A 26121-nucleotide genomic window follows, 5' to 3' on the forward strand; every position below is an offset into this window, starting at 1 on the left:
CGCTAGATCATCCCGCCGTTGACCGAGATCACCTGCCCCGTGATGTAGGCCGCCTCGTCGCTCGCGAGGAAGGCCGCGAGCGCGGCCACCTCCTGCGGCGTGCCGGCGCGCTTCATCGGCACCATCTGCTGCACCACGGCCGGATCGAACACCGCGTCGGCCATCGGCGAGGCGATGATGCCCGGCGCGATCGCATTGACCGTGACGCCGCGCGAGGCGACCTCGAGCGACAGCGCCTTGGTCGCGCTGTTGAGCGCGCCCTTCGCGGCCGCATAGTTGACCTGGCCGCGGTTGCCCGCGAGCGCCGCCACCGACGAGATGTTGAGGATCCGCCCCCAGCGCGTGCGCATCATCGGCAGCAGCAGCGGCTGCGTGACGCGGAAGAAGCCGTTGAGCGAGACGTCGATCACCTTGTGCCACTGCTCGGCGCGCATGCCGGGCAGCACCGCGTCGTCGTGCACGCCGGCGTTGTTGACGACGATCTGGACCGGCCCGTCGGCCAGCATGCGTTCGCACGCGGCCTGACAGGCCTCGTCGCTGCGCAGGTCGAACACATGGCATTCGGCCTTGCCGCCGGCCGCCGTGATGGCGTCCGCGAGCTGTGCCACCGCATCGGGCCGCGAGTTGGCATGCAGCAGCACCGTGGCGCCGTCGCGCGCGAGGCGCTCGGCCATGGCGCTGCCCAGCGCGCCGCTGGCGCCGGTGATCAATGCGCGTTTTCCTTCGAGGCTCATGGTGCCCTGGCTCCGGTTGCTGCAAGCGGCGTGTTCAGCACCACCACGGCGCGGCCTTCGGCGAGCGCGCGGCCGTCGCCGTCATTGACCGCGAATTCATAGAGGATCTGGTTCGCATCGCCCGACAGGCGGCGCGCCTGCACCTGCAGCGCCCCGGGCACGTCGTCGAGCCGCGCCACCGCAAAGCGAACCTGGCGCGCGCTCGCGAGAAAGCCGGCCGACGGCGTGCTGCCCTCGGCCGCGAGCAGGCCGCCGTGCAGCGCCATGGCCTGCGCGGCGTATTCGATGGCGTTGGGCGCGAGCAGGCCGCTCGCGGTGCGCAGCGGGTTGTCGGGCTGCGCATGCGAGCGGGTGCTGCAGTGGATCGATTCGGCATCCCAGCGCTCGAGCCGGTCCAGCAGGCACATGCTGCCGCTGTGCGGAATGCGCGCGGCAATGCCCTCGCGGGTCAGCGTCTGCGGCGCGGCCGTCATGCGGCGGGCTCCAGGTCGGCCACGAGCAGCACGTTGGCGAACGGCGTGCCTTCGCTCATCGGAATGCTCTGCACGCGAAAACCCAGCTGCTGCAGCACCGCCACCCACTGCGCCAACGGACGGCCCCAGGTCGGCGACACCTTGTGGCCGCGGATGCGCGTCACCGTGCGGTCGACCCACTGGCTGATCGCGAAGCCGCGGCGGCTGGCCGCATCGCCCACACGCAGCAGCAGCCGGGCGTCGGGATTGCCGCCGGCGCGCAATGCGTCGCGCACGCGCCGCAGCACGTCGTTCTGCGCATCGATGTTCACGTAGTGCAGCACGTCGAGGATCACCACCAGGTCGCAGTCGGGCAGCGGCGCCGAGCACATGTCGGCGCAGACGAGCCGCGGCGCCGGCTGCAGGTGGCCGATGGACGCTTCGGCGCGCGCCACGTCCTTGGGCATGAGTTCGATGCCGGTGTAGTCTGCCGCCGCGGGCGTGCGCTTCCAGGCCGAAGGCCAGCGCCCCTGCGCCTGCATGCGGCTCATCGATGCGAGCAGGCTCGCGAACAGCCCCTGGCCGCAGCCGATGTCGACCACGCGGCGGTGCGTCTCGCCGATCAGCCCGCGCTCGAGCAGGCCGCGGAACACCGGGTCGCGCCCGAGCTTGCCGCGCGCGAAATGCCAGGCGAAGTTGCCGCCCTTCTTGTAGGGAACGGTGGCGGCCTCGTGCAGTTCGCGCCAGGCGCCGTCGGTGGATGCGGGAAGCACGGCGCTCATGGCGTCTTCAGGCCTTCCGGCAGGGTCACGGCGCGCAGTCCATCGGCGCGCAGGCGTTCGAGCAGCAAGGGCAGTACCTCCAGCAGCACAGGGTTTCCAAGGGGGGTGCGCGCGGCATTGCCGTCGTGCAGAAGCAGGATGTCGCGCGCGCGCAGGTTGCGGCCGAGGCGCGCCATCACCTTGGCGGGATCGCCCTCGCGCGTGTCGAAGCCGCGGCGCGTCCAGCTCACGAGCGACAGGCCGAGCCGGTGCAGCACGGGCTCGAGGAAGGGGTTGCGCAAGCCCGCGGGCGCGCGAAAGCAGCTCGGTCGCTCGCCGGTGGTATCGGCCAGGATCTCCTGGGCCCGCGCGATCTCGGCGGCGAAGCCGCGCGGCCCGAGGAACGAGAAATTGTGGCGGTGCCGCGCCGTGTGGTTCTGGATGCTGTGGCCGCGCGCCACGATCTCGCGCGCGAGCGCCGGATGCGCGAGCACGCGCTCGGCAATGCAGAAGAAGGTGGCGCGCTGGCCGTGCGCGTCGAGCAGGTCGAGCACGCGCGGCGTGACCTCGGGGTCCGGGCCGTCGTCGATGGTGATCGCCACCTCGCGCCGCGCGCCGGCCGCTTCGGGCAGGCGCGTGACGTTGGGGCCCAGCAGGCTGCTGCGCGGCGTGAGCCCCGCGCCCGTGATGAGCGCATGGTTCAGCACCACGGCACCGATGGCCCATGGCAGCGCGCCCGGCACCAGCGCGCCGGCGCCGACCGCCGCCAGGTGCAGCGCCGCGCTGGCGCGGATGGCCGGCGGCCAGGGCCAGGATTCGCGGGCAGTGGCGGGGGCGGAAGCGGAAGGCATGGCGCAGGATTTTCCCATCAGCCGCGCGCCGTCGCGGCCGGCAGCCGGCGGGCAAAGGCGGCCGACAGCAGCAGCGCCAGCAAGGCGCCCGGCGCCACCACGCGGCCGATCGAGGACAGCGCGGGAATGTCGGAGATCGCGATCAGCCCGAAGGACACGACCGTCGTCAGGTTGGCGAGCATCAGCGAGGCGAGCGTGTCCTCGTCGGCGCGTCCGGCCACGCGCAACTGGTCGAAGAAGAGCGCGTAGTTCGAGCCCACCGCCACGATCAGCAGCAGCCCCACCAGGTGCAGGATGCCGAGCGGCACCTGCAGCACCGCCATGCCGCCGAGCGTGAGCACCACCGCGAACACCAGCGGCTGGCACACCGCGAACAGGCGCGCGCCCGAACGCAGGTACGCGCCGAGCAGCACCACCACCGCGAGCGCGCCGAGCAGCACCTGCACGAAGGCCTCGTGCAGGTAACGCTGGTAGAGCCCGGCCAGTTCGCGGCCGACGTCGACCACCTGCACCTCGGGCGCGCCGGCCAGTGCCGCCTCGAGCCGCGCCGCGTCGAAGCCCGGGCCGGGATGCAGCACCACCAGCGTCGCCCACTCCCCGCCCGGGCGCTGGTACATGAGCGTGTTGACGACCGCGCCGAGCGGGCTGCCCTCGAGGTCGGCGCGCCGCACCGGCGCGCGCTGCCGCGCGGCCTCGACGTCGGCCAGGAAAGGTCCGAGGCGCGCTGCCGGCAGCGGCGAGCCCGCCGTTGCCTCGGCGAGCCGGGTGCGCAGCGTCGAGGCATCGGGAATGCTCGCGAGCCGCGCCTGCTGCGTGGCGACGCTCGGCAGCACGCGCGTCACGGCCTCGTAGCCGCCGAGCTCGCCCTTGTCGACCAGCGCCTCGAGCCGCGCGGTGGCGGCTTCGGTGTTGCGCAGCGCGGTCTCCTCGTCGGCGCCGTACACCACCACCAGCGTGCCGCCGTCGCCGGTGCCGATGTCCGCGCGCAGCATCTCGTCGAGTTGCTGGGCCGACTTGGGCACCGGGCTCATGGCGCCGAGGTCGGCGCGCCAGAGATGGCCGCCCTGCCAGACCACCATCGCGAGCGCGGCCACGCCGAGCGCGGCGAGCGCCCAGCGCAGGCGCGGCAGGCCGCGCACCAGCATGCCGGCGGCACGCGCCATGTACTTGCGCATTCCCATGCCGCTCGCGCCGTCGGGCGCGAGCATCGGCAGCACGTAGCGCGTGGCGAGCGCCGCCGCCACGAGCCCCGCGATCGAGAACACGCCGAGCTGCGCGAGCCCCGGGAAGCCCGAGAACACCAGCGCCGCGAAGCCGCAGACCGAGGTCAGCAGGCCGAGCCGCACGGTCGGCCAGTGCACCTCGCGCCAGCGCGCCCAGCCGGTGCCGGCGACGGCGGCGCCCCGCGCCTGGATCAGGAAGTAGATGGCGTAGTCGACGGTCTCGCCGATCAGCGTGCTGCCGAAGCCGAGGGTCATGCCGTGCACCGAACCGAACACCAGGCTCACCGCGGCCGTGCCCACCACCACCCCCGTCGCCACCGGCAGGAAGGCGATCACCAGCGCGCGCGGCGAGGCGAAGGCCAGCAGCAGCAGCACGCCCATCACGATGCCCCCGACGATCGCCAGATGGGTGGCTTCGGTCTTGATCTTGTCGCGGCTCAGCACCGAGAACACGGGCGGGCCGCTCAGCAGCAGCTTCGGCCTGGCCTCGGCGATGTCGCGCGTTGCGGCATCGAAGGCCGCCTGCACGCGGGCGATGGCGACGGCCTGCGCATCGAGGTCGCTGCCCGCGGCGTGCGTGGTGGCGATCAGCAGCGCGCGCGGCGCACTGCGCGAGGCCCAGACGCCGTTCTCGCTGCGCGGCGCGCTGGCCGGCACCAGGTCGACGGCGATGCGCTGCGTCTCGCCGGTCGGATCGCGGTCGAGCAGCGGCTTGATTGCATTGCCGGCCGGCGTGCCGAGCATCGAGAGGGTTTCGTAGATGGCGTCGCGCAGGCCCTCGACGCTGAAATGCGCGGGGCGCATGCCCGGCGAGAGCTGGTAGCGGTGCTCGAACACCCAGGTGCCGGCCTCGCTCCAGTCGCCGGTGTCGCCGTTCTGGACCAGGTCGAAGAGGCGGCTCTCCCGCATCGCCCGGGCCACCGCGCGCGACACCGCGGCGCGCTGCTCGGCGCTCGCGCCGCCTTCGATGCCGAGCATCAGCGTGCGCGAGGCGACGCCGCTTTGCAGCTGCTCGATCAGCACCTGCTGCCGCGCGTCGGGGCTCTTCGGCAGGAAGGCCGAGAGGTCGGCGCTGAACTGCGTGCGCGCGATCTGCAGCGCGCCGGCCAGCACGATCAGCAGCCACGCCAGCAGCACCAGCGTGCGGCGCTGGCGGCCCGGCGGCCCCTCCGCGCTGCCGCGTGCGATCACGGCGTGCTGCGCCCGGCGGGCGCGGCGCCGGCGCGCTCGGGCGAGATGCTCATGACCGAGCGGTCGCCGCCGACGAATTCCATTTCGAGCCCGAGCACCTCGCTCGCGCGACCGCTGATGCGGATGCTGCGCATCTGGGCCGCGAGGCGGCTGTCGATGGGCGCGAGATCGAGCGTCCAGCTGGCGGCCGAGCCGCCCACGGTGCTGCGGAAATAGCGCTGCAGCGTCGCGCCGTCGCCGTTCAGGGTGCCGCGCATGGCCTCCACCAGGCCGAGCAGCTCGGGCATGCTGTCGAGCGTGAGCACGCGGCTGCGCCCGCCGCGCGAGAGCGTGAGGGTGTTGCCGTCGACGGCCATGGTCTCGACGCGCGGCGACAGCGTGCGGCGCACCAGCTTGTCGGGCGCTTCGAAGCTCAGCGTGCCGCGGGCATCGAGCGGCCCTTCGAGGCCGTGCACGAAGCGCTGCTCGGTGAAGCGCGCCTCGCCGCTCTTCTGCCTGGACAGCAGGCCCATCAGTTCGGGCAGGTCGAAGGCCCATGCGGGCGCGGCGCAGCAGAAGGCCAGCGCCAGCCACAGGCCCCTGCAACGGCGGGCAAAACTAGTCTTCGAGCCAGAAGTCATGAAAATTGAACCAGTTGTACGGGTGGGCGCGGCACAGCGCTTCGAGCCGCGCCGCATAGGCTTCGACGGCCGCGCGGATGCGGCGTTCCCGCTCGGCGGGGTCGGCGGCCCGTTCGCCGAAGTCGGCCAGCAGGTCGAACCGGACATCGTAGCGCGCACCGCCGCCGTAGACGCCGGCCATGAAGAACACCTTGCGCCGCAGCAGCGCCGCGAGGCGGAACGGCCCGTCGTTGAAGCGTGCCGGCTGGCCGAGGAACGGCAGCACGATGTTGTTGCCGCGCTGCTGCGCCGGCTGGTCCTCGCTGCCCGGCAGGGTGCGGTCGGCCAGCATGCCGCCCAGGCCGCCGCCGTCGAGCCAGTCGCGCAGCGCCAGCATCGAATGCGGCCGGCCCAGCGCGATCACGTGCGGGCGCAGCTCGGGCAGGCTGATCGCATTGAGGATGGCCGTGATGCGCTGCGCGTTGTCGGGGTACATCAGCATCGCGAGCCGGAGCTGCTGCCGGTGGGCGCTGTGCTGCTTGCAGGCGCCCATCGCCTCAAAGCTGCCGAAGTGGGCGCCGAGCAGGAAGGCGCCCCGCCCTGCCAGGACCTCGGCTTCGAGCGGTTCGGCGCCTTCGACCTTCACGTCGAACAGGTCCATGCGGCCGCGCAGGAAGTACACGCGGTCGAGCACCGTGGATGCGAAGGCGTGCAGCAGCCGGTAGCCGTCGAGCCATCCGGCGTGCGGCCCGATGGCGCGAAACAGGTAGCGCTTGATGTGGCGGCGCGGCGTGGGCGCGAACAGCAGGAAGTAGAGGCTGATCGGCGGCAGCAGCAGCCGCGTGATGCGCCGTCCGCAGACCAGCGCCATGAGGCAGATGAAGCGCAGCGCCAGCATGTTGCTGCGCTCGGGCGCGCGCGCCCAGTCGCCGCGCTGGCCGGCCTGCGCGGCCGCGTCGACGGCGCGCGTTTCCTCGTCGGTGTGCTTCATCAGGCGGACTCTGGCGCGGCGGTCCAGCGGCCGGTGACAGCCACGACGCCGTCGCAGCGCACGTCGAAACGCACGCCGCGCGCGGCGCCGGCCTCCGGCTGCAGCTCGATCGAAAGAAGGCTGGCCGGCCGCACCGGCGCGAGGAACTTCGCGGCCGCGAGCGTGGGATGGCTGCCGAGCCGCGCCACCAGCGCCGGCACGCGCTGCACGGCTTCCATGACCTCGGCAAGAAGGAGCGCACCCGGCATCAGCGGCTGGCCCGGAAAGTGGCCCGCGAACGCCGGATGGTCGGCCGGCACCCGGTGCGCGAGCTGGACCGGCGTGTCGTCCTCGGCCAGCTGCGCCAGCGCGAACTCGCGCAGCGCGCGGGCGGTGAGCTTGCCCGTGCCTTCGCGCGGAAAGCCCTTCACCTGCACCACGCGGCGCGGCACGAACACGGCCTCGAGCCGCTGCCGCAGCGCGGCGATGATCTCGCCGGCCGAGAGCGTCGGCGCGACCACGAAGGCCACCGGCCGCACCACGCCGTCGGCCACCTCGTCGGGCAGCCAGAAGGCGCCGTCCTCGACGCCCGGGATGCTGTTGAGGTGGTAGTTCAGGTGGCCGAGCGAGCTGCGCCGGCCGGCCACGTGGATCAGGTCGTTGGCGCGGCCGAGCAGCCGGAAGCGGCGCGCGTCGAGCAGTTCGAGCACGTCGGCCATGGGGGTGGGCTCGGGCACGAAGTCGCCGCTGAAGACGAAGCGCTCGGGCGCATCGCCCTCCCCCGGCTCGGCGTGCACGCGGATCTGGCCGAAGTTCTCCCAGACCTCGCTCTGCGTGGTGCGGCGGGTGGCGACCTGGCCCGATTCCGTGCTGCCGTAGATCTCGATCAGCACGCCGCCCAGCATCTGCTCGGCCTGCGCCGCGAGCTGCGGCGACAGCGGCGCGGTGGCCGAGAGGATCAGGTCCACGGGCGGCAGCGCGATGCCCGACAGCAGCAGCGTCTTGAGGTGGAAAGGCGTGGTGACCAGTGCCCGCGGGCGCGGCACCGATTCCAGCGTGCGCGCCACGTCGGCCGGAAAGAACGGCCGGCCGCTCTCGAAGGCCGCGCCGCCGAGCAGGGCCAGCAGCACCGACGATTCGAGCCCGTAGCTGTGCTGCACCGGCACGGTGGCGACCAGCGTCAGGCCGGCCAGCGACGGCCGCCCGAGCAGGCTCGAAAGCCGCTCGACGGCCACCGCGACGTCGCCGACCAGGGTTTCCCAGCGCTTGGCATGCGGCTGCGGCGCGCCGGTGGAACCGGAGGTGAGCAGGCTCACCGCATGCATTCGCGCGTCGACGGCGGGCACCTCGAGGTGCTCACTGCCTTCGGCGCTGGAGCGGTCCTCGATCAGCACGCGCGGCATGCCCGGCGTGGCGAGGCCGGGATCGTCCGTCAGCGCGAAAAGACTGTCGGCGGACTCGGCGCCGCGCAGGCGCGCGAGGGTGTCGGGGCGTGCGTCGGGCGGCAGCAGGCTCGCATGGCCGCGGACCAGCGCGGCCGCGAGGCAGACGGCGAAGGCATAGCGGTCGACGCAGAGATTGACCGCCGGTCCCTCGGCCGGCAGCACCGGCGCGAAGCGCGCCACGTCGGCCAGGAACTGCCGCGTGCTGACCGCAACGCCCGCGCGCCAGGCCAGGGGCGCATCGAGGTCGCGGTGCGCGATCAGCGGCAGCAGTCGGGTGTCGGCGCTCAAGAAAAGCCTCCGCAGGTCAACGGTGGCCCGGACGCTCGCCGATGGAGCTGCCCTGGAAGGCGCGCACCGCGTCGATGAGCCGCGTGCGTTCGAACTCCGGGTGCAGCCGGTAGCGCAACAGGTGTTCGCCGACGAAGAGCAGCGTGACGGACAGCGGCGTCAGCACGTTCGCGAGCAGCGACCAGGCCGAGAAAGGCAGCGTCAGGTAGACCACGATCGACGACACCACCACCACCGCGAAGTACACGGTCCAGACGCGCGTGAGGCGGGTCGTGTAGGCCAGCATCTGGCCCTTGAGCGGATGCACGCGCTGCGCGAACTGGGTGATCAGCGGCAGCCCGGGGCCGCGCAGCGAGGCGCCGAACCAGCCGCACAGAAGCCCGTTGATCGCGACATGCTGGAACACGTAGAGCCGGTTGGTGTCACCGGCCTCACCCATGAACACGAGCGCGAAGCCCGCGATGCCGAGCAGCAGCGCGGCGGCAAAGCCGAAGCGGCCGAACCGGCTCGCGGCAAAGCCCATGGCGGCGAGCCAGAGCGGGCCGAGCAGCACCACCACGGCCCACGGCTCGGTGGGGTGGAACAGCATCATCCAGTGCGAGAGGCCGGCATAGGCCACCCCCACCAGCAGCAGGAGCGCCAGTCGCCATCGAGACATGGATCAGGAAGCGCTGCGGTGCTGGGCGACGTGGGTCGCGAGCGTGCGCAGCGACTGGAAGATCTGCTGGTTGCGCTCGTCGTCCGAGCGCAACTGGAAGCCGTAGCGGCGGGACACCTCGAGCGCGACTTCGAGGATGTCGATCGAGTCGAGGCCCAGGCCTTCGCCGTACAGCGGATCGGTCGGCACGATGTCCTCGGGGGCGACTTCGAGATTGAGCGCGTTCACCAGCAGAACGGCCAGCTCTTTCTCCATCGGCGACTGTTCAGGGGAATCGCCAGCGGCGGGAATGGGGGGCTGAGCAGTCGATGACAAGAAAACCTCCTGAACTTTTTGGGTTACGACCTCGGGGGCGGTGGATTATAGGAGCGCGGCGTGAGTAGACTGCCCGCTTCGATACGACCCCGGAGCCCTTCATGGCCGACCCTCTTCTGATCGCGCGCCACGACACCATCGAGTGCCACCTGCTGCCCCAGCTCGCCAACCGCCACGGACTGATCACCGGCGCCACCGGCACCGGCAAGACCGTGACGCTGCAGACCCTGGCCGAGAAGCTCTCGGGCATCGGCGTGCCGGTGTTCATGGCCGACGTGAAGGGCGACCTGACCGGCATGAGCCAGAAAGGAAGCATCGGCGAGAAGATGGCGGCCACGCTGAAGGAACGCGGCATCGAACTGCCCGAGGCCGCCGCCTGCCCCGTCACCCTGTGGGACGTGTTCGGCGAACAGGGACATCCGGTGCGCGCCACCGTCTCCGACATGGGGCCGCTGCTGCTCGGCCGCATGCTCGACGTGAACGAAACCCAGGCCGGCGTGCTCAACCTGGTCTTCAAGATCGCCGACGACAACGGCCTGCTCTTGCTCGACCTGAAGGACCTGCGCGCCATGCTGCAGTACGTGGGCGAGAACGCGAGCCAGTTCACCACCGAATACGGCAACATCAGCGCCGCGAGCGTGGGCGCGATCCAGCGCGGGCTGCTGCAGATCGAGACCCAGGGCGGCGAGAAGTTCTTCGGCGAGCCGATGCTCAACATCGCCGACTTCATGCAGACCGTGGGCGGCAAGGGCGTGGTCAACATCCTTGCGGCCGACAAGCTGATGAACTCGCCGCGGCTTTACGCGACCTTCCTGCTCTGGATGCTGTCGGAGCTGTTCGAGCAGCTGCCCGAGATCGGCGACCCCGACCAGCCCAAGCTGGCCTTCTTCTTCGACGAGGCCCACCTGCTCTTCAACGAGGCGCCCAAGGCGCTGGTCGAGCGCATCGAGCTGGTGGTGCGGCTGGTCCGCTCCAAGGGGGTGGGCGTCTATTTCGTGACGCAGAACCCGCTAGACATCCCCGACTCGGTGCTGGCGCAGCTCGGCAACCGCGTGCAGCATGCGCTGCGCGCCTTCACGCCGCGCGACCAGAAGGCGGTGAAGGCCACCGCGACCACCATGCGCCAGAAGCCCGGCCTGGACATCGAGACCGCGATCACCGAACTCGCCGTGGGCGAGGCGCTGGTGAGCTTTCTCGATGCGAAGGGCCGTCCGAGCGTGACCGAGCGCGTGTTCGTGGTGCCGCCCGGCAGCCAGATCGGCCCGGTCACGCCGGCCCAGCGGCAGGCGGTGATCGCCGGCTCGCTCGTGGCCGGCGTCTACGAGAAGACGGTGGACCGTGAATCAGCGTACGAAAAGCTCAAGGGCCGCGCCGAAAGCGCGCCGGATGCGCCCGCGGCGAAGACGCCCGGCGGCAAGGCCGGCGCGGACACCGAAGCCTCTGGCGCCGGCAGCATGCTCAACGACCTGCTGTTCGGCAGCACCGGCCCGCGCGGCGGCAAGCGCGACGGGCTGGTGCAGACCATGGCCAAGTCGGCGGTGCGGACCATGGGCACCTCGGTGGGCAAGGAGATCCTGCGCGGGGTGCTCGGCGGCATCTTCGGCGCCAAGAAGCGCCGCTAGCAGGCCGGACGCTCGCGCGGGCCGTGCGGGCGGGTGCCCGCGCGCGTCACCAGCGCAAGAGGCGCGGCCCGATCAGCGCGCCTGCGGCCACGGGCACCGCCATGCCGCCGATGTACCAGACCGCGAGGAACGGCGCCGCCAGTTCGGGGCAGTGCAGCGCATAGATCGCCGCGCCCACGCCGCCCGCGAAGGCCCCGGCTGCCGCACCCGCGAGTGCCGGGCGCGTGGGCGCCAGGCCTTTCATCGCGAACAGCGCCGCCACGAAGACCGGCAGCCCGATGAACCCGATGCTGACCAGGCAGGTGCGCCAGGTCTGGCCCATGAGCAGCGGCATGCGCTCGCCGGGCGGCGCATCGAACAGGGCGAAGCCCGCCATGCCCCAGACCATGGCCACGGGCACCGCGACACCGAGCCAGCTGCGCCGGACCCGCACGCCGGGTCGACCCAGGCGCTGCGCCATCACGAAGGCCGCGATCGCGATGGTCACCGGGAACAGCAGCTTCATCCAGAACATCGGCCAGAACATGGCCTGGAGCAGATCGGGGCGAATGCCGTAGCCGGCCCACAGGATGGCGAACGACAGTGGCAGGCCCGCGAGCAGCGCGAGTTCGAGGCGCCGTGCGGCCGCGCGGCGCGGCGCCGCCGTGGGGCCGGCGGCCAGCATGGCGACGAGGTCATCGGTTTTCATTGCGTCTTGCTCCTGATCCTTGCCGCCAGCGCCTTGAGGCCGCGATGGATGCCGACCTTCACGGCCGACTCCGACATGCCGGTCAGCCCGGCCGTTTCGGCCACCGTGAGGCCCTCGAGCTTCACGTGCACGATCGGCAGGCGCTGGCGCTCGGGCAGCGTCTTCAGCAGGCCTTCCAGGTCGCGCCGGGCGTCGCTGGCCTCGGTGGCGGAGTCGGCGAACACCTCGAGATCGTCGTCCAGCGGGTCATGCAGCGCCTCGCGCGAGGACTTGGCGCGCAGCAGGTCGATCATCTTGTAGCGGGCAATCGCATGCACCCAGGCCGTCAGCGGCTGGTCGCTCTGGTAGGTGTGGCGCTGGTTGTGCATGGCGAGCAGGCATTCCTGGACAAGGTCTTCCACTTCATCGGGCCAGCCGAACAGCCGCCTGGCCAGAAACGCGCGCAGATGCGCGCTGAGTTTTTGCAGGAATTCGCGATACGCCGCCGCGTCGCCGTCGAGGCCACGCAGGAAGAGAGCTCGCAGCGTCGCCTCGGTGGCACTCAGTCGCGTTTCACTGTCCAGTGTGTTTCGTACCATCGGCCCGGCCAGTTACAGCCTTTCGAAAAGATGTCCGAAGGATTGTGCCTTGCCCACACGAAAGTCCCGGGACCGGCCTCGGATAAGCTCGCCCCACCCCTGGAAGGAGCATCCCATGCGACCGACCGACCCGCCTGCCCCCTCCCGCCCCGCCGCCTGCTTGCCGCGGCCGGCCGGCGGCTGACGCCGATGCTGGCCGGACTGGCCTCCCACCCCTGGGCGTACCCCGCGCTTGAGGCGGTGCACATCGTGGGCATCGCACTGCTGTTCGGCGGGCTGCTGGTGTTCGAGCTGCGGGTGCTCGGCTTGGCCCGGGCGCTGCCGGCGCCGCAGCTCGCGCGCATCACCCTGGTTCCGGCGCTCGCGGGCTTCGGGCTGTGCGCGGCCACCGGCCTGGTGATGTTCTCCACCCAGCCCGGCGAACTGCTGGCCAACACCGCCTTCCGCGCCAAGCTCGTGCTGATCGCGCTGGCGGGCGCCAACGCCCTCTGGTTCCACCTGCGCGGCGGCCCGGCCGCAAACGGCGCCTTGCCGCGCGCGCAATGCCTGCTGTCGCTGGGGTTTTGGCTCGCTGTCATCATCTGCGGGCGCTGGATTGCCTACGTCTGAACCCAGGAGACCCACCGATGATTCAAAGACGCATGTTCACCGCCGGCTCGCTCGCCCTCGCGCTGCCGGCCTGGGCGCACCACGGCTGGAGCAGCTTCGACCAGGAGCGCCCGCTCTACCTCGAGGGGCGCGCCACCCGCGTCATGTGGCGCAACCCCCATGGCGAGGTCGAGATCGAGCGCCCCGAGAACCCGAGCCTGCCGGCCGACCTGAAGCAGCGCGCGCTGCCGCGGCAGAGCGCGGCGGTCGACGGTCCGGCGCTGCTCGCGAAGGCGCAATTGCCGAGCCGGCCCGACCGCAAGTGGCTCATCGAACTGGCGCCGCTCACGCGGCTGGAGGCCTGGGGCGTCGCCGAGATCAAGCCCGGCACGCCGGTCGCCGCGCTCGGTTTCACCTTCACGGGCGAGAAAGGCGATGCGGTGCTGCGTGCCGAATACCTGTTCGTGGACGGCAAGGCCTACGGCCTGCGCTCCTCGCCGGCCTGAGGCCGCACCGGCCCGAAGAGGGCAGTGACCTCGCGCGCGCCCGGCTTGCCAGCCGCGCGCGCGATCGGTACATTGCATTTTTTGAGGGCCTCCAATGCCAGCAGACAGCACAGCGACCTCTGCCGCAGTCCCCGCGACGCCGGCGCTTCCCGTTTCTCCCCTTCCCCCGCTTCCGTCCTCGCCCTCGGCCGGCCACATCCGGCTGACCTCGCATGCGGGCGGCTTCGGCGCACTGCCGATCCGCTGGGGCGCGGCCACCGCCACCGAGCGCGGCCCGGTCGTCGGCACCACCACCAAGCGGGCCCATCGCAACGTCATCGGCACGCACAGCGGCTCCTACAGCGTCTATCGCGCGCTGGCCGTGGCCGCCGGGGCGCTCAAGCGCGAGCACAAGGCCGACCTGACCAACACCTCGCCGACCGACGTGATCGGCCCCTATCCGCAGTGGAGCGAGCCGGGGCGCATCGTCTCGCTCGATCCCTGGGGGGCGCTGGTGTCCGACGTGTTCTCGGCCGAACTCGCGGCGGGCTACGACATCCGCCCGACCATCGCGATCACCAAGGCGCACGTGATCCTGCCCGAGGTGATCGAGGCGCTGCAGAAAGGCCGGCTGCACGCCGACGGCAAGTTCCTCACCGCGGGCGGCGCGGCGATGGTGACCAAGGCGGCGATCGAGCCCGTCTGGTACCTGCCCGAGGTGGCGCGGCGCTTCGGCTGCTCCGAGACCGACCTGCGCCGCACGCTGTTCGAGGAGACCGGCGGCATGTACCCCGAGCTCGTCACGCGCTCCGACCTGGAGGTGTTCCTGCCGCCGATCGGCGGGCAGACGCTCTACATCTTCGGCAACCCGCGCGATCTGGCCAACCCCGCGGTCGAGCTCACCGCGCGCATCCACGACGAATGCAACGGCTCCGACGTGTTCGGCTCCGACATCTGCACCTGCCGCCCCTACCTCACGCACGCCATCGAGGAATGCATCCAGGGCGCGCAGCGCGGCGGCGTGGGCCTGATCGCCTATTCGCGCAAGGAAGGCCGCGCGCTCGGCGAGGTGACGAAGTTCCTGGTCTACAACGCGCGCAAGCGCCAGGTGGGCGGCGACACGGCCGACCAGTACTTCGCGCGCACCGAGTGCGTCGCCGGGGTGCAGGACATGCGCTTCCAGGAGCTGATGCCCGACGTGTTCCACTGGCTCGGCATCCGGAAGATCCACCGCCTCGTGTCGATGAGCAACATGAAGTTCGACGCCATCGTCGGCTCGGGCATCGAGATCGGCGAGCGCGTGAACATTCCAGACGAACTGATCCCGGCCGATGCGCGCGTCGAGATGGACGCCAAGATGGCGGCCGGCTACTTCACGCCCGGTCCGGTGCCGGATGCAGAGGAACTCAAGAAGGCCAAGGGCCGGGGACTGAGCGAATGAACGACAGCCAAGCGCAAGACCATCTCCCCGCCGACGGTTCCGGCAGCCTGGCGCCGGGCGCCGCGGGCAACGTCGATCCGGCGATCGAATTCGCGGTCGATACCCACGACGCCGCGGGCGCGGCCCGCCTGCTGCGCAGCACGGCCGAGATCCGCCGCCGCGCGGCCGGCCTGCTCGCACGCGCGCGCCGCGGCGAATCGGACTGGTTCCGCATCGGCGGCGACGACGCACTCGAGGACGCCGCCCGCAGCGTGGCCGAGGTCACGCGCGAACGCTATCCCTGGGACACCATTCCGTACCACAGCCGCTGGCGCCACTTCGAGGCCGGCGGCGTGGACCGCCTGGCGCAACTGAACAGCCTGCTCGGCGACGCCGACGCGCGGCAGCGCGCCCGTGCCCACATCGACCTGGTGCTCGTGAGCGTGCTGCTCGACGCCGGCGCCGGCCCGGACTGGCACTACACCGAGCCCGCCACCGGCGAGCGCTTCACGCGCTCCGAGGGCCTGGGCATCGCCAGCTTCCACGCCTTCACGAGCGGCATGTTCTCCTCGCGCGCCGGTCATCCGCTGCAGGTGGATGCGGCCGGGCTTCGCGCGCTCGTGACCGACCGGCTCGGCGCCGCGTTCCAGGTCAGCGAGGTCAATCCGCTGGTCGGCCTGGCCGGCCGGGCGATGCTGCTGCGCCGGCTCGGCGAGGCGCTGGCCGAGCAGCCCGAGTACTTCGGCGACGAAGGCCGGCCCGGCAACCTGTTCGACACGCTGGTCGGCCCCTTCGGCCCGGCCGCGCCGCCGACGGCCGAGGTCACGGCGCACGAGATCCTGACCCTGCTGCTCGATTCGCTCTCGCGCATCTGGCCCGCAGCCAATGCCGTCGACAGCATCGCGGCCGACGGCAGCGACGTGCTCGGCGGCATCGGGGCCGCCGACCCGGCGCTCGCGCTCGGCGACTGCTGGCGCCACAGCGCGGTGCGCGGCCCGGGGCTCACCAACGGATGGATGCCGTTCCACAAGCTGTCGCAGTGGCTCACCTACTCGCTGCTGGAACCCTTCGAATGGGCCGGCGTGAAGGTGCGGCAGGTGAATGCGCTCACCGCCCTGCCCGAATACCGCAACGGCGGCCTGCTGATCGACAGCGGCGTGATCGTGCCGAAGGACCCGGCCTTCCTGACACGGCAATGGAAGGCGAGCGACGAATTCATCGTCGAATGGCGCGCGCTCACCGTCGCGCTGCTCGACGAACTGGCGCCGCGCGTGCGCAAGGTGCTCGACCGCAGCGAGGAGGAACTGCCGCTCGCCTGCGTGCTCGAGGGCGGCACCTGGGCCGCCGGCCGGGCCCTGGCACAGCGCTTGCGGGACGGTGCGCCGCCGCTTTTGATCGAAAGCGACGGCACGGTCTTTTAGACTCGCCGGTTCCGCACAACGGCAAAGAAAAAAATTCAATGAGCAGCAACGTCCATCTCCTCGACCATCCCCTCGTCCAGCACAAGCTCACGCTGATGCGCCGCAAGGACGCTTCCACCAACAGCTTTCGCCGGCTCCTGAACGAGATCAGCATGCTCATGGCCTACGAGGTCACGCGCGACATGCCGATGCAGGACGTCGAGGTCGAAACCCCGCTCGAGACCATGCAGGCCAAGGTCATCGACGGCAAGAAGCTGGTGCTGGTGTCGATCCTGCGCGCGGGCACCGGCATCCTCGACGGCATGCTCACCGTGGTGCCGGGCGCGCGCGTCGGCCACATCGGGCTGTACCGCGATCCGAAGACGCTGACCGCGGTCGAGTACTACTTCAAGATGCCCGGCGAGATGGAGAACCGCGACGTGATCGTGGTCGATCCCATGCTGGCGACCGGCAATTCGGCCGTGGCCGCGGTCGAGCGCCTGAAGGAGCTCAATCCGAAGTCGATCAAGTTCGTCTGCCTGCTGACCTGCCCCGAAGGCATCGCCACCATGCAGAAAGCGCATCCCGACGTGCCGATCTACACCGCCGCGATCGACCGCGAGCTCAACAGCCATGGCTACATCCTGCCGGGGCTGGGCGATGCGGGCGACCGGATCTTCGGAACGAAATAACGCTCGCCCCCAGGCTGCGCGGCACTTCGTGTCCGCTTCGCCAACCCCCTACCGGGGGCAACACCGGCGGCCCGGCGGAGCCGGTTCCGCGGTGTTTCCCGGATGGGCCGGGGGGGGTTTGGTGCGGTGTGGCATGGGGATTGCAGCGCTTGAATTTTTTATCGACGAGGAGAAGACCGTGACAGCACGCCGCCAGATCATCATTCGTACCGCCGCCCTCGCCGCCGCTGCGCTCGCGGCCGGGGCGCCCGGCCTTGCGCTCGCGCAGGCCAAGCTCAAGGTGGCGGCGGTGTACACCGTGCCGTTCGAGCAGCAATGGGTGGGCCGCATCCACAAGGCGCTCAAGGCGGCCGAGGCGCGCGGCGAGATCGAGTACAAGGCGACCGAAAACGTCGGCAACGCGGACTACGAACGGGTGCTGCGCGAGTACGCCACGGGAGGCAACCAATTGATCCTGGGCGAAGCGTTCGCGGTGGAAGCCGCGGCGCGCAAGGTGGCGAAGGACTTCCCGAAGGTCGCTTTCCTCATGGGCTCGTCGCTCAAGCCGCAGGCGCCCAATTTCAGCGTGTTCGACAACTACATCCAGGAGCCGGCCTACCTGAGCGGCATGGTGGCCGGCGGCATGACCAAGACGAACCGCATCGGCATGGTCGGCGGTTTTCCGATCCCCGAGGTGAACCGGCTCATGAACGCCTTCATGGCTGGCGCGAAGGAAACGAACCCGAAGGTGGAGTTCAGCGTGAGCTTCATCAACAGCTGGTTCGACCCGCCCAAGGCCAAGGAGGCTGCGTTCGCGATGATCGACAAGGGCGCCGACGTCATGTACGCCGAGCGCTTCGGCGTCTCGGACGCGGCCAAGGAAAAGGGCAAGCTCGCGATCGGCAACGTGATCGACACGCAGGCGCAGTACCCCGACACGGTGGTCGCCTCGGCGCTGTGGAACTTCGAGCCTTCGGCCGACCGCGCGATCAAGCTCGTGAAGGAAGGCAAGTTCACGGCCGAGGACTACGGCGTCTACTCGCACATGAAGCACAAGGGCTCCGAGCTCGCGCCGCTCGGCACCTTCGAGAAGAAGGTGCCGGCCGAGGTCGTCGCCAAGGTCAAGGCGCGGCAGGCCGACATCCTCGCGGGCAAGTTCACGGTGAAGGTGGACGACAGCCAACCCAAGTCGACCGCCAAGTGAAGGCGGCAGCGAACCTGCGCCGGGCCTGCCGGCGCGCGCTCGCCGCCTGCGCGCTCGCGGCCGGGCTGGCGGGCTGCGCCGGCATGCAGCCACAGGCGGTGCCGGGCGGCGCGCGGCTCGACGACACGCCGCGCATCGCGGTGATCTCGGCCTTCGAGCCCGAGCTCAAGCTGCTGCTCGGCCGCCTCCAGGGGCCGGCCACGCACCGCGCGAACGGGGTCGAGTTCACCACCGGCAGGCTCGAGGGCAAGCCGGTCGTGCTGTTCCTCTCGGGCATCAGCATGACCAACGCGACGATGAACACGCAGCTCGCGCTCGACCGCTTCCGCGTCACGAACATCGTGTTCAGCGGCATCGCGGGCGGGGTCAATCCGCGGCTGCACGTGGGCGACGTCACGGTGCCGGCGCAATGGGGCCAGTACCTCGAGGTGCTGATGGCGCGCGAAACGTCGCCGGGCCGGTTCACCGCGCCTCCCTTCATCACCGACGCCACGTTGCCGAACTTCGGCATGCTGCACCCGCGCCCCGTCGAGGTGCGCTCGGCGGCGCGCCCGCAGCTGCACCGCAAGTTCTGGTTCGAGGCCGACCCGAAGATGCTCGAGGTGGCGCGCGGCATCCGCAACGTCGACCTCGCGCACTGCGCGGCTCCGGGCAAGTGCCTCGCGCGCAAGCCCCAGCTGGTGGTCGGCGGCAACGGCGTCTCGGGCCAGGCCTTCATGGACAACAAGGCGTTCCGCGAATACACCTTCCGCACCTTCGAGGCCAACGTGCTCGACATGGAGACCGCCGCCGTCGGCATGGTGGCGTACGCCAACGGCGTGCCGTACATCGCCTTCCGTTCGCTCAGCGACCTGGCGGGCGGCGGCGACGGCGAGAACGAGATGGGCACCTTCATGAACATCGCGGCCGACAACTCGGCCAAGGTGATGCTGGCCTTCCTCGCGGCATGGCAGTGAGCGGTACGCCGGTCCTGCGCCTGCAGGGCATCACCAAGCGCTTCGGCAGCCTGGTCGCCAACGACGCCGTCTCGCTCGACCTGCAGGCCGGCGAAGTGCTGGCGCTGCTCGGCGAGAACGGTGCGGGCAAGTCGACGCTGATGTCGATCCTGTTCGGCCACTACGTCGCCGACGAAGGCCGCATCGAAGTCTTCGGCGCGCCGCTGGAACCCGGCCATCCGAAGGCCGCGCTGGCCGCCGGCGTGGGCATGGTCCACCAGCATTTCACGCTGGCCGACAACCTCAGCGTGCTCGACAACGTGATGATGGGCACCGAGCCGCTGTGGCGCCCGGTGTCGCGCCGCGCGGCCGCGCGCGAGCGGCTGCTCGAGGTGGCGCAGCGCTTCGGCCTGCCGGTGCAGCCCGAGGCGAGGATCGGCAGCCTTTCGGTGGGCGAGCGGCAGCGCGTGGAGATCCTCAAGGCGCTCTACCGCGGCGCGCGCATCCTGATCCTCGACGAACCCACGGCCGTGCTCACGCCGCAGGAAAGCGAAGCGCTGTTCGCCACGCTCGCGCAGATGGTGGCGCAGGGGCTGTCGGTGATCTTCATCAGCCACAAGCTCGGCGAGGTGCTGCGCGTGTCGCACCGGGTGGCGGTGCTGCGCGCCGGCCGGCTGGTGGCCGAGGCGCGCACGGCCGAGGTCACGCAGTCGCAGCTCGCGCTGTGGATGGTCGGCCATGCGGTCGAGGTGCCGCAGCGCCGGCCGCCGCGGTCGGTGGGCGACGCGGTGTGCGTGCTCGACCACGTGAGCACCGCGGCCGATGCGCAACACGGACGGGACCGCCTGCGCGACGTGTCGCTGACCTTGCGTGCGGGCGAGATCACCGCGATCGCGGGCGTGTCGGGCAACGGACAGGCCGCGCTGGCCGAATTGCTCTGCGGCACCCGGCGCGCCGCCTCGGGAACGGCGCAGCTGATGGGCCGCGCGCTGCCGCCCTCGCCGGCGCGGCTGGTGCAGCGCGGCGTGGCGCGCATTCCCGAAGACCGGCATGCGGTGGGTGTGATCGGCGATCTGCCGGTGTGGGAGAACGCGGTGTCCGAGCGCCTGCGCAGCCCGGCCTTCTCGCGCTGGTCGTCGCTGGTGCGGCGCACTGCGGCGCGGCTGCATGCCCGCCGCATCGAGCAGGCCTTCGACGTGCGCGGCGCCGGCCTCTCGGCGCCGGCCCGCGCGCTCTCGGGCGGCAACATGCAGAAGCTGATCCTCGGGCGCGCCCTGCTCCCGCCGGCGCCCCCCGATGCCGACCGGCACGACGACAACCGGAAGCATCCCACCCGCGCGCCGCGCCTGATCGTGGCGCATCAGCCGACCTGGGGGCTGGACATCGGCGCGGTGGCCTATGTGCAGCAGCAGCTCATCGCCGCGCGCGACGCGGGTGCGGCGGTGCTGGTCATTTCCGACGACCTCGACGAAGTGCTCGCGCTCGGCGACCGCGTGGCCGTGATGCACGGCGGCCGCATCGGCGAGGCCCGGCCGGCCGCGGCATGGACGCGCGAAGCGATCGGCCTGGCGATGGCCGGTGCCGCATCGCCACCGGCTTCGGGCCAGGGAGCCGCGGCATGATGCGGCTCGAACGACGCCATGAAGGCTCGCGCGCTGCGCTGGTGCTCGCGCCCGTCGGCGCGATCGCGTTCACGCTGGCGGTGAGCGCGCTGCTGGTGCTCTGGGCGGGCGCGCCGGTGGGCCGCACCTACGTGCTGCTCTTCGAAGGCGGCTTCGGCTCGGTGTTCGCCTGGAGCGAGACGCTGACGCGCGCGATTCCGCTGATCCTCACGGGGCTGGCCGCGACGGTGGCCTTCAAGGCGCGGCTCTTCAACATCGGCGCCGAGGGGCAATTGTTCGCGGGCGCGCTCGCGGCCGTGGCGGTGGGCGGCATGCACGGCGGCACCGGCTTCGAACTGCCGAACTGGCTGCTGTTCCCGCTGATGATGCTGGCCGCCGCGGCGGCCGGCGCGCTGCTGCTGCTCGGGCCCGCGCTCATGAAGAACCGGCTGGGCGTGGACGAGGTGGTGACCACGCTGCTGATCAACTTCATCATGCTGCTCGGCGTCTCCGCGCTGCTCGACGGCCCGATGAAGGACCCGGCCGCGATGGGATGGCCGCAGAGCGTGTCGCTGCAACCCGACCTCGAACTCGGCAAGCTGATCGCGCAGACGCGCGTGCACACCGGGCTGGTCTGGGCGGTGTCGCTCGCGGTCATCGTGTGGGCGATCTTCAAGCACACGGTGCTGGGCTTCGACATCCGTGCCACGGGCGCCAATGCGCGCGCCGCGGCCTTCGCGGGCGTGCCGGTCACGCGCACGGTGGTGGTGGCGGTCGCGCTGCTCTCGGGTGCGCTCGCGGGCCTGGCGGGCGCGATCGAGGTGGCGGGCCGCACGAGCTACGTCACGCTCGACATGTCGCCGGGCTACGGCTACACCGGCATCGTGATCGCGATGCTCGCGGGGCTGCATCCGCTCGGCGTGATCGCCGCGGGCGTGTTCGTCGCGGGCGTGCTGGTCGGCGCCGACACCATGAGCCGCGCCGTGGGCGTGCCGACCTACATCGCCGACGTGATCGTCGCGGCCTCGCTGATCGCGGTGCTGGTGGCGACGCTGCTGACGCAGTACCGGGTGCGCATGCGATGAGCGACGTCCTCGACATCCTCGCCAACCCCGCGTTCTGGATCGCGGTGCTGCGCATCGCCACGCCGCTGGTCCTCGGCACGCTCGGCGTGCTGCTGTGCGAACGCGCGGGCGTGCTCAACCTCGGCATCGAAGGCATCATGGTCGCGGGTGCGTTCACCGGCTGGCTCGCGGTGTATGCCGGTGCACCGCTGTGGGCCGGCGTGGGCGTGGCCGCGCTCGCGGGCATGGTCTTCGGCTTGCTGCATGCCTTCCTGACCGTGGGCCTCGCGCTGTCGCAGCATGTCTCGGGTCTCGGCATCACGCTGCTCGCCACGGCGCTCAGCTACTTCGGCTACCGCGTGAGCTTTCCGAAGGTCGACACGCCGCCGACCATCACGCCCTTCGCGCCGATGGAATGGCTGCCGGTGCCGGTGCTGAACGCGCAGACCTCGCTCACGCTCTTCGCGCTGCTGCTGGTGCCGGCCGTCGCCTGGGTGCTGTACCGCACGCCGCTCGGCCTTGCGGTCCGCATGGCGGGCGAGAACCCGCAGGCGGCCGAGAGCCAGGGCGTGTCGGTCGCGGCCACGCGCACGGGCGCCATCGTGGCGGGCTCGGCGCTGATGGGCGTGGCGGGCTCCTTCCTCACGCTCTCGGCCTTCAATGCCTTCTTCTTCAACATGGTGAACGGGCGCGGCTGGATCTGCGTCGCGCTCGTGGTGTTCGCCTCGTGGCGGCCCGGCAAGGCCCTGCTCGGCGCGCTGCTGTTCGCCTTCTTCGACGCGCTGCAACTGCGGCTGCAACAATCGGGCGATGCCGTGCTGCCCTACCAGGTCTACCTGATGCTGCCGTACCTGCTGTCGATCCTGGCGCTGGTGCTGGTGGCGCGCAAGGCCAGCTATCCGCAGGCGCTGATGAAGCCCTATCGCAAGGGCGAGCGCTGAACGCTCACCGGACCTCCCCACGATGCTCGATCTCCTCGTCACCAACGCCACCCTTCCCGACGGCCGCAGCGGCATGTCGATCGCCGTGCAGGCCGGCCGCATCACCGAGCTCCGCGAAGGCCTCGATGCGCCGGCGCACGAGACGCTCGACGCCGGCGGCCTGCTCGTGGCGCCGCCTTTCGTCGACCCGCATTTCCACATGGACGCCACGCTGAGCTACGGCCTGCCGCGCGTCAACCAGAGCGGCACGCTGCTCGAAGGCATTGCGCTGTGGGGCGAACTCAAGCCGCTGCTCACGGCCGACGCGCTGATCGAGCGCGCCCTCGCCTATTGCGACTGGGCAGTCGCCAAGGGCCTGCTCGCGATCCGCACGCACGTGGACACCAGCGACCCGAGCCTGCTCGCGGTCGATGCGCTGCTGGAGGTGAAGCGCCGCGTCGCGCCCTACATCGACCTCCAGCTCGTGGCCTTCCCGCAGGACGGCGTGCTGCGCTCCCAGGGCGGCGTCGAGAACCTCCGGCGCGCGCTCGACAAGGGCGTGGACGTGGTCGGCGGCATTCCGCATTTCGAGCGCACCATGGCCGACGGCGCCGCGAGCGTGAAGCTGCTGATGGAACTCGCCGCCGAGCGCGGCAGCCTGGTCGACATGCACTGCGACGAGTCGGACGACCCGCTCTCGCGCCACATCGAGACGCTGGCTTTCGAAGCGCAGCGCCTGGGCATGCAGGGCCGCGTGACCGGCTCGCACTGCACCTCGATGCACTCGATGGACAACTACTACGTGAGCAAGCTGCTGCCGCTGATCGCCGAGAGCGGCGTGGGCGTGGTCGCCAATCCGCTCATCAACATCACGCTGCAGGGCCGCCACGACAGCTACCCCAAGCGCCGCGGCATGACCCGCGTGCCCGAGCTCATGGCCGCGGGCGTGAACGTCGCCTTCGGCCACGACTGCGTGATGGACCCGTGGTACGGCATGGGCTCGGGCGACATGCTCGAGGTCGCGCACATGGGCCTGCACGTGGCGCAGATGACGAGCCAAGCCGGCATCCGCCAGTGCTTCGATGCGGTGACCGCGAACGCGGCGCGGGCGATGCACCTCGAAGGCTACGGCCTGGAGGCGGGCTGCGACGCGAGCTTCGTGCTGCTGCAGGCGCGCGATCCCATCGAGGCGATCCGGCTGCGCGCCACGCGGCTCAAGGTCTACCGCAAAGGCCGGCTGCTGGCGGAAACGCCGCCGGCCACCGCGAGCCTGCACCTGGCGGGGCGCGGCGCGGCCACGAGCTGGATGACGCCGCAGCGCAACGGCTAGCTAGGACAGCGGCAGGCACAGCCGCGCGCGCAGGCCCTGGCCGGCCGGTGTGTCCAGTTCGAGCCGCCCGCCGTGCGCCTGCGCAATGCGCTGCGCAATCGCCAGGCCGAGCCCCGCGCCAGGCGCCCCGCTGCGGTCGGCACGTCCGCGGCGAAAGGCCTGCTTGAGCGATTCCGCCTCGGCCGGCTCGATGCCCGCACCGTGGTCCGCCACCTCGACCACCGCTTCGCCGCTGGCCACGCGCGTCGAAAGCACGACCGGCGGCCTGCCATGGCGCCACGCGTTCTCCATCAGGTTGCCGATGGCGCGCTGCATCGCGACGGGCCGCAGCGGCATCGGCGGCAGGCCGCCCAGGTGCAGCGCCATCGGCCGGCCATGGTCGGCACCCGCGGCCGCAAGCTGTTGCACGAGTTCGTCGAGCGAGACCGGCACCGCCTGCTCGTCGCCCTCCCCGCGCGCGAAATCGAGGAACTGCCCGACGATGGCATCCATCTCCTCCACGCTGCGCGTCATGCTGCTCGCGAGCTCGGGCTCCAGGCGGTCGCGCACGATCTCGACGCCCAGGCGGAGCTTGGTCAACGGCGTGCGCAGGTCGTGCGAGATGCCGGCGAGCATCAGTGCCCGTTCGCGCTCGGTCTGGCGCAGGCTGCCCACGAGCTGGTTGAAGCTGCGGCTCACGGTGGCGACTTCGGTGGGACCGTCCTCGGACAGCGGTGCAGGTTCGCGGCCCGCCGCCAGCATGCGCGCCGCCTCGACCACGCGCGCCAGCGGCCGGTTGAGCCGGCGCTGCAGCCACAGCGCACCCACCAGCGCCAGCAGCGCGCTGCCCACCGACACCGCCACCAGCGCGCCCGTGAACTCGCGCACGGGCAGCAGCCCGGGCGTAACGATCCAGTGTTCGCTGCCGTCGAGCGCGAGCCGGAGCGCGAGCCCGCCGTCGGGCTCGCGCCGCCACACGAGTTCGACGCCCTGCGCCGCGATGCGCGCCGACACCGCACGCACGAAGCGGCGCTCCAGCGGCGTCAGCAGCACGCGGGCATCGTCGCCTGCCGTGCGTGCACGGTCCGCGCGGCCCGCGAGCGCCTGGCCGTTGAATCCCGCCACGAAGTCCGGTCGCTGCGCCGGCGGCAGCGCGCGCAGGCCCGCGCGAATGGCGGCCACGTTGCGTGCGACGCTCTCGGCGATCTGGTCGAGCCGCGGCTTGATGATCATCTCGCGCAGCAGCAGACCACCGCCGATCTGGCCCAGCGCGATGAGCAGCACGATCAGGAGCGCGTTGCGCCCGAACAGGCTGCGCGGGAGGAGGCTCATGGCACGAACATGTAGCCGAGGCCCCACACCGTGCGGATGTGGCGCGGCTGCGCGGTGTCGGCTTCGATGAGCTTGCGCAGGCGCATCACCTGCACGTCGATGCTGCGGTCGGTCGCCTCGTGTTCGCGGCCGCGCGCCAGCTCGATCAGGCGTTCCCGGCCGAGCGGCCGGTTGGCATGGAGCGCCAGCGCCTGGAGCAGCGCGAACTCGCCGGTGGTGAGCGGCACGTCCTGCACGGCGCCGTCCGCCGTCTCGCGCTCGAGGCGGCGTTCGTCCAGGTGCAGCCGGAAGGCGCCGAAGCGGACGCTTTGCTGCGCCGGCGCGGGACCGACATGGGCGCCGAGCATGCGCTGGCGCCGCACCAGCGCCTGGATGCGCGCCAGCAGTTCGCGCGGGTTGAAGGGCTTGGGCAGGTAGTCGTCGGCACCCATTTCGAGTCCGACGATGCGATCGACCGGATCGCCGCGCGCGGTGAGCATGAGGATCGGAATGGTCTCGCCCTGGGCGCGCAGCCGGCGGCAGACGGCCAGGCCGTCCTCGCCGGGCATCATCACGTCGAGCACCAGCACGTCGAAGCGCTCGCGCGCGAGCAGCCGGTCGAGCGGCCCGGCGCCGTCGACGGTGCGCACCGCATAGCCCTGGTCGCCGAGGTAGCGCTGCAGCAGCGCGCGCAGGTCGGCCTCGTCGTCGGCGATCAGGATGCGGGCGAGCGCGTCGGTCATGCGGGAATCGTAACGGCGAGGGCCCGGCCCGACCGCGGGCGAAATCATGACAAACGATGACAGCGCCCGAGGAGCGTTCATCGATTGTCATGAAC

Annotated in this window: 26 protein-coding genes; 12 read left to right on the top strand and 14 right to left on the bottom strand. The window is 71.3% G+C overall.

What is annotated here, in order from left to right; all coding sequences use genetic code 11:
• Positions 1–2: 2 nt before the first annotated feature.
• Genes fabG through M2165_RS22110 form a run of 10 tightly spaced genes read right to left on the bottom strand, consistent with a single transcriptional unit; the run spans position 3 to position 9487 of the window.
• Positions 3–734, bottom strand: a complete 732-nt coding sequence (fabG, locus tag M2165_RS22065; protein ID WP_280816718.1) for a 3-oxoacyl-ACP reductase FabG — start codon at positions 732–734, stop codon at positions 3–5.
• Entirely contained in the window at positions 731–1207 is a 477-nt protein-coding gene (locus M2165_RS22070; RefSeq protein ID WP_280816719.1) for a hydroxymyristoyl-ACP dehydratase, read from the bottom strand. Before M2165_RS22070 ends, fabG begins: the two co-directional genes overlap by 4 nt.
• On the bottom strand, positions 1204–1968 hold the full coding sequence (locus M2165_RS22075) for a class I SAM-dependent methyltransferase (protein WP_280816720.1): 765 nt from the start codon (positions 1966–1968) through the stop codon (positions 1204–1206). Before M2165_RS22075 ends, M2165_RS22070 begins: the two co-directional genes overlap by 4 nt.
• Entirely contained in the window at positions 1965–2816 is an 852-nt protein-coding gene (locus M2165_RS22080; RefSeq protein ID WP_280816721.1) for a polysaccharide deacetylase family protein, read from the bottom strand. The genes M2165_RS22075 and M2165_RS22080 overlap by 4 nt, the downstream gene beginning before the upstream one ends.
• Positions 2816–5212, bottom strand: a complete 2397-nt coding sequence (locus M2165_RS22085) for a transporter (RefSeq protein ID WP_280816722.1) — start codon at positions 5210–5212, stop codon at positions 2816–2818. Before M2165_RS22085 ends, M2165_RS22080 begins: the two co-directional genes overlap by 1 nt.
• The gene (locus M2165_RS22090) at positions 5209–5832 is read right to left on the bottom strand and encodes a LolA-related protein (RefSeq protein WP_280816723.1); all 624 of its coding nucleotides are present in this window, start codon (positions 5830–5832) and stop codon (positions 5209–5211) included. The genes M2165_RS22085 and M2165_RS22090 overlap by 4 nt, the downstream gene beginning before the upstream one ends.
• Positions 5810–6802 carry an acyl-CoA synthetase gene (locus M2165_RS22095; protein ID WP_280816724.1) on the bottom strand — a complete coding sequence of 331 codons (993 nt, stop codon included), beginning with the start codon at positions 6800–6802 and terminating at the stop codon, positions 5810–5812. The genes M2165_RS22090 and M2165_RS22095 overlap by 23 nt, the downstream gene beginning before the upstream one ends.
• Positions 6802–8514 carry an AMP-binding protein gene (locus M2165_RS22100; protein WP_280816725.1) on the bottom strand — a complete coding sequence of 571 codons (1713 nt, stop codon included), beginning with the start codon at positions 8512–8514 and terminating at the stop codon, positions 6802–6804. Before M2165_RS22100 ends, M2165_RS22095 begins: the two co-directional genes overlap by 1 nt.
• Positions 8515–8530: 16 nt before the next feature.
• A complete protein-coding gene (locus M2165_RS22105) occupies positions 8531–9172 on the bottom strand; it encodes a hypothetical protein (protein ID WP_280816726.1) in 642 nt (213 codons plus the stop codon).
• 3 nt (positions 9173–9175) lie between these two features.
• On the bottom strand, positions 9176–9487 hold the full coding sequence (locus tag M2165_RS22110) for a phosphopantetheine-binding protein (protein WP_280816727.1): 312 nt from the start codon (positions 9485–9487) through the stop codon (positions 9176–9178).
• Between the two features lie 101 nt (positions 9488–9588).
• Between M2165_RS22110 and M2165_RS22115 the strand changes: the two genes are divergently transcribed.
• Positions 9589–11109 (top strand): helicase HerA-like domain-containing protein, encoded by a 1521-nt coding sequence (locus tag M2165_RS22115; protein ID WP_280816728.1) that lies wholly within the window; start codon positions 9589–9591, stop codon positions 11107–11109.
• A 46-nt stretch (positions 11110–11155) separates the two neighbouring features.
• Here M2165_RS22115 and M2165_RS22120 read toward each other — a convergent pair whose 3' ends face one another.
• Together M2165_RS22120 and M2165_RS22125 are read right to left on the bottom strand one after the other, a co-directional pair.
• A complete protein-coding gene (locus M2165_RS22120) occupies positions 11156–11797 on the bottom strand; it encodes a DUF1109 domain-containing protein (protein ID WP_280816729.1) in 642 nt (213 codons plus the stop codon).
• The gene (locus M2165_RS22125; RefSeq protein ID WP_280816730.1) at positions 11794–12375 is read right to left on the bottom strand and encodes a sigma-70 family RNA polymerase sigma factor; all 582 of its coding nucleotides are present in this window, start codon (positions 12373–12375) and stop codon (positions 11794–11796) included. The genes M2165_RS22120 and M2165_RS22125 overlap by 4 nt, the downstream gene beginning before the upstream one ends.
• Positions 12376–12564: 189 nt before the next feature.
• Here M2165_RS22125 and M2165_RS22130 point away from each other — a divergent pair, with 189 nt between their 5' ends.
• The 11 genes from M2165_RS22130 to M2165_RS22180 all read left to right on the top strand — a co-directional run bounded on the left by M2165_RS22130 (position 12565) and on the right by M2165_RS22180 (position 23993).
• On the top strand, positions 12565–12984 hold the full coding sequence (locus M2165_RS22130; protein ID WP_280816731.1) for a hypothetical protein: 420 nt from the start codon (positions 12565–12567) through the stop codon (positions 12982–12984).
• 17 nt (positions 12985–13001) lie between these two features.
• The gene (locus tag M2165_RS22135; RefSeq protein WP_280816732.1) at positions 13002–13469 is read left to right on the top strand and encodes a DUF6152 family protein; all 468 of its coding nucleotides are present in this window, start codon (positions 13002–13004) and stop codon (positions 13467–13469) included.
• Between the two features lie 94 nt (positions 13470–13563).
• The gene (locus tag M2165_RS22140) at positions 13564–14889 is read left to right on the top strand and encodes a GTP cyclohydrolase II (RefSeq protein WP_280816733.1); all 1326 of its coding nucleotides are present in this window, start codon (positions 13564–13566) and stop codon (positions 14887–14889) included.
• Complete coding sequence (locus tag M2165_RS22145) at positions 14886–16289, top strand: URC4/urg3 family protein (RefSeq protein WP_280816734.1); 1404 nt, start codon at positions 14886–14888, stop codon at positions 16287–16289. Before M2165_RS22140 ends, M2165_RS22145 begins: the two co-directional genes overlap by 4 nt.
• Positions 16290–16327: 38 nt before the next feature.
• Positions 16328–16960 carry a uracil phosphoribosyltransferase gene (upp, locus tag M2165_RS22150; protein WP_280816735.1) on the top strand — a complete coding sequence of 211 codons (633 nt, stop codon included), beginning with the start codon at positions 16328–16330 and terminating at the stop codon, positions 16958–16960.
• 178 nt (positions 16961–17138) lie between these two features.
• Entirely contained in the window at positions 17139–18143 is a 1005-nt protein-coding gene (locus M2165_RS22155; protein WP_280816736.1) for a BMP family protein, read from the top strand.
• 83 nt (positions 18144–18226) lie between these two features.
• The gene (locus tag M2165_RS22160) at positions 18227–19099 is read left to right on the top strand and encodes a 5'-methylthioadenosine/S-adenosylhomocysteine nucleosidase (protein ID WP_280817598.1); all 873 of its coding nucleotides are present in this window, start codon (positions 18227–18229) and stop codon (positions 19097–19099) included.
• Positions 19090–20700, top strand: a complete 1611-nt coding sequence (locus tag M2165_RS22165) for an ABC transporter ATP-binding protein (RefSeq protein ID WP_280816737.1) — start codon at positions 19090–19092, stop codon at positions 20698–20700. The genes M2165_RS22160 and M2165_RS22165 overlap by 10 nt, the downstream gene beginning before the upstream one ends.
• Positions 20700–21764: an ABC transporter permease gene (locus M2165_RS22170; RefSeq protein ID WP_280817599.1), complete on the top strand. Its 1065-nt coding sequence runs from the start codon at positions 20700–20702 to the stop codon at positions 21762–21764. Before M2165_RS22165 ends, M2165_RS22170 begins: the two co-directional genes overlap by 1 nt.
• Positions 21761–22684, top strand: a complete 924-nt coding sequence (locus tag M2165_RS22175) for an ABC transporter permease (RefSeq protein ID WP_280816738.1) — start codon at positions 21761–21763, stop codon at positions 22682–22684. The genes M2165_RS22170 and M2165_RS22175 overlap by 4 nt, the downstream gene beginning before the upstream one ends.
• 22 nt (positions 22685–22706) lie before the next feature.
• Positions 22707–23993 carry an amidohydrolase family protein gene (locus tag M2165_RS22180; protein ID WP_280816739.1) on the top strand — a complete coding sequence of 429 codons (1287 nt, stop codon included), beginning with the start codon at positions 22707–22709 and terminating at the stop codon, positions 23991–23993.
• On the opposite strand, the gene M2165_RS22185 is transcribed toward M2165_RS22180, so the two are convergent.
• Together M2165_RS22185 and ompR are read right to left on the bottom strand one after the other, a co-directional pair.
• Positions 23994–25304, bottom strand: coding sequence for an ATP-binding protein (locus M2165_RS22185; RefSeq protein WP_280816740.1), 1311 nt, complete (start codon positions 25302–25304; stop codon positions 23994–23996).
• Complete coding sequence (ompR, locus tag M2165_RS22190; protein WP_280816741.1) at positions 25301–26026, bottom strand: two-component system response regulator OmpR; 726 nt, start codon at positions 26024–26026, stop codon at positions 25301–25303. Before ompR ends, M2165_RS22185 begins: the two co-directional genes overlap by 4 nt.
• Positions 26027–26121 lie beyond the last annotated feature (95 nt).

Origin of the sequence: Variovorax sp. TBS-050B, from assembly GCF_029893635.1 — a bacterium.
Classification (GTDB): Bacteria; Pseudomonadota; Gammaproteobacteria; order Burkholderiales; family Burkholderiaceae_C; genus Variovorax.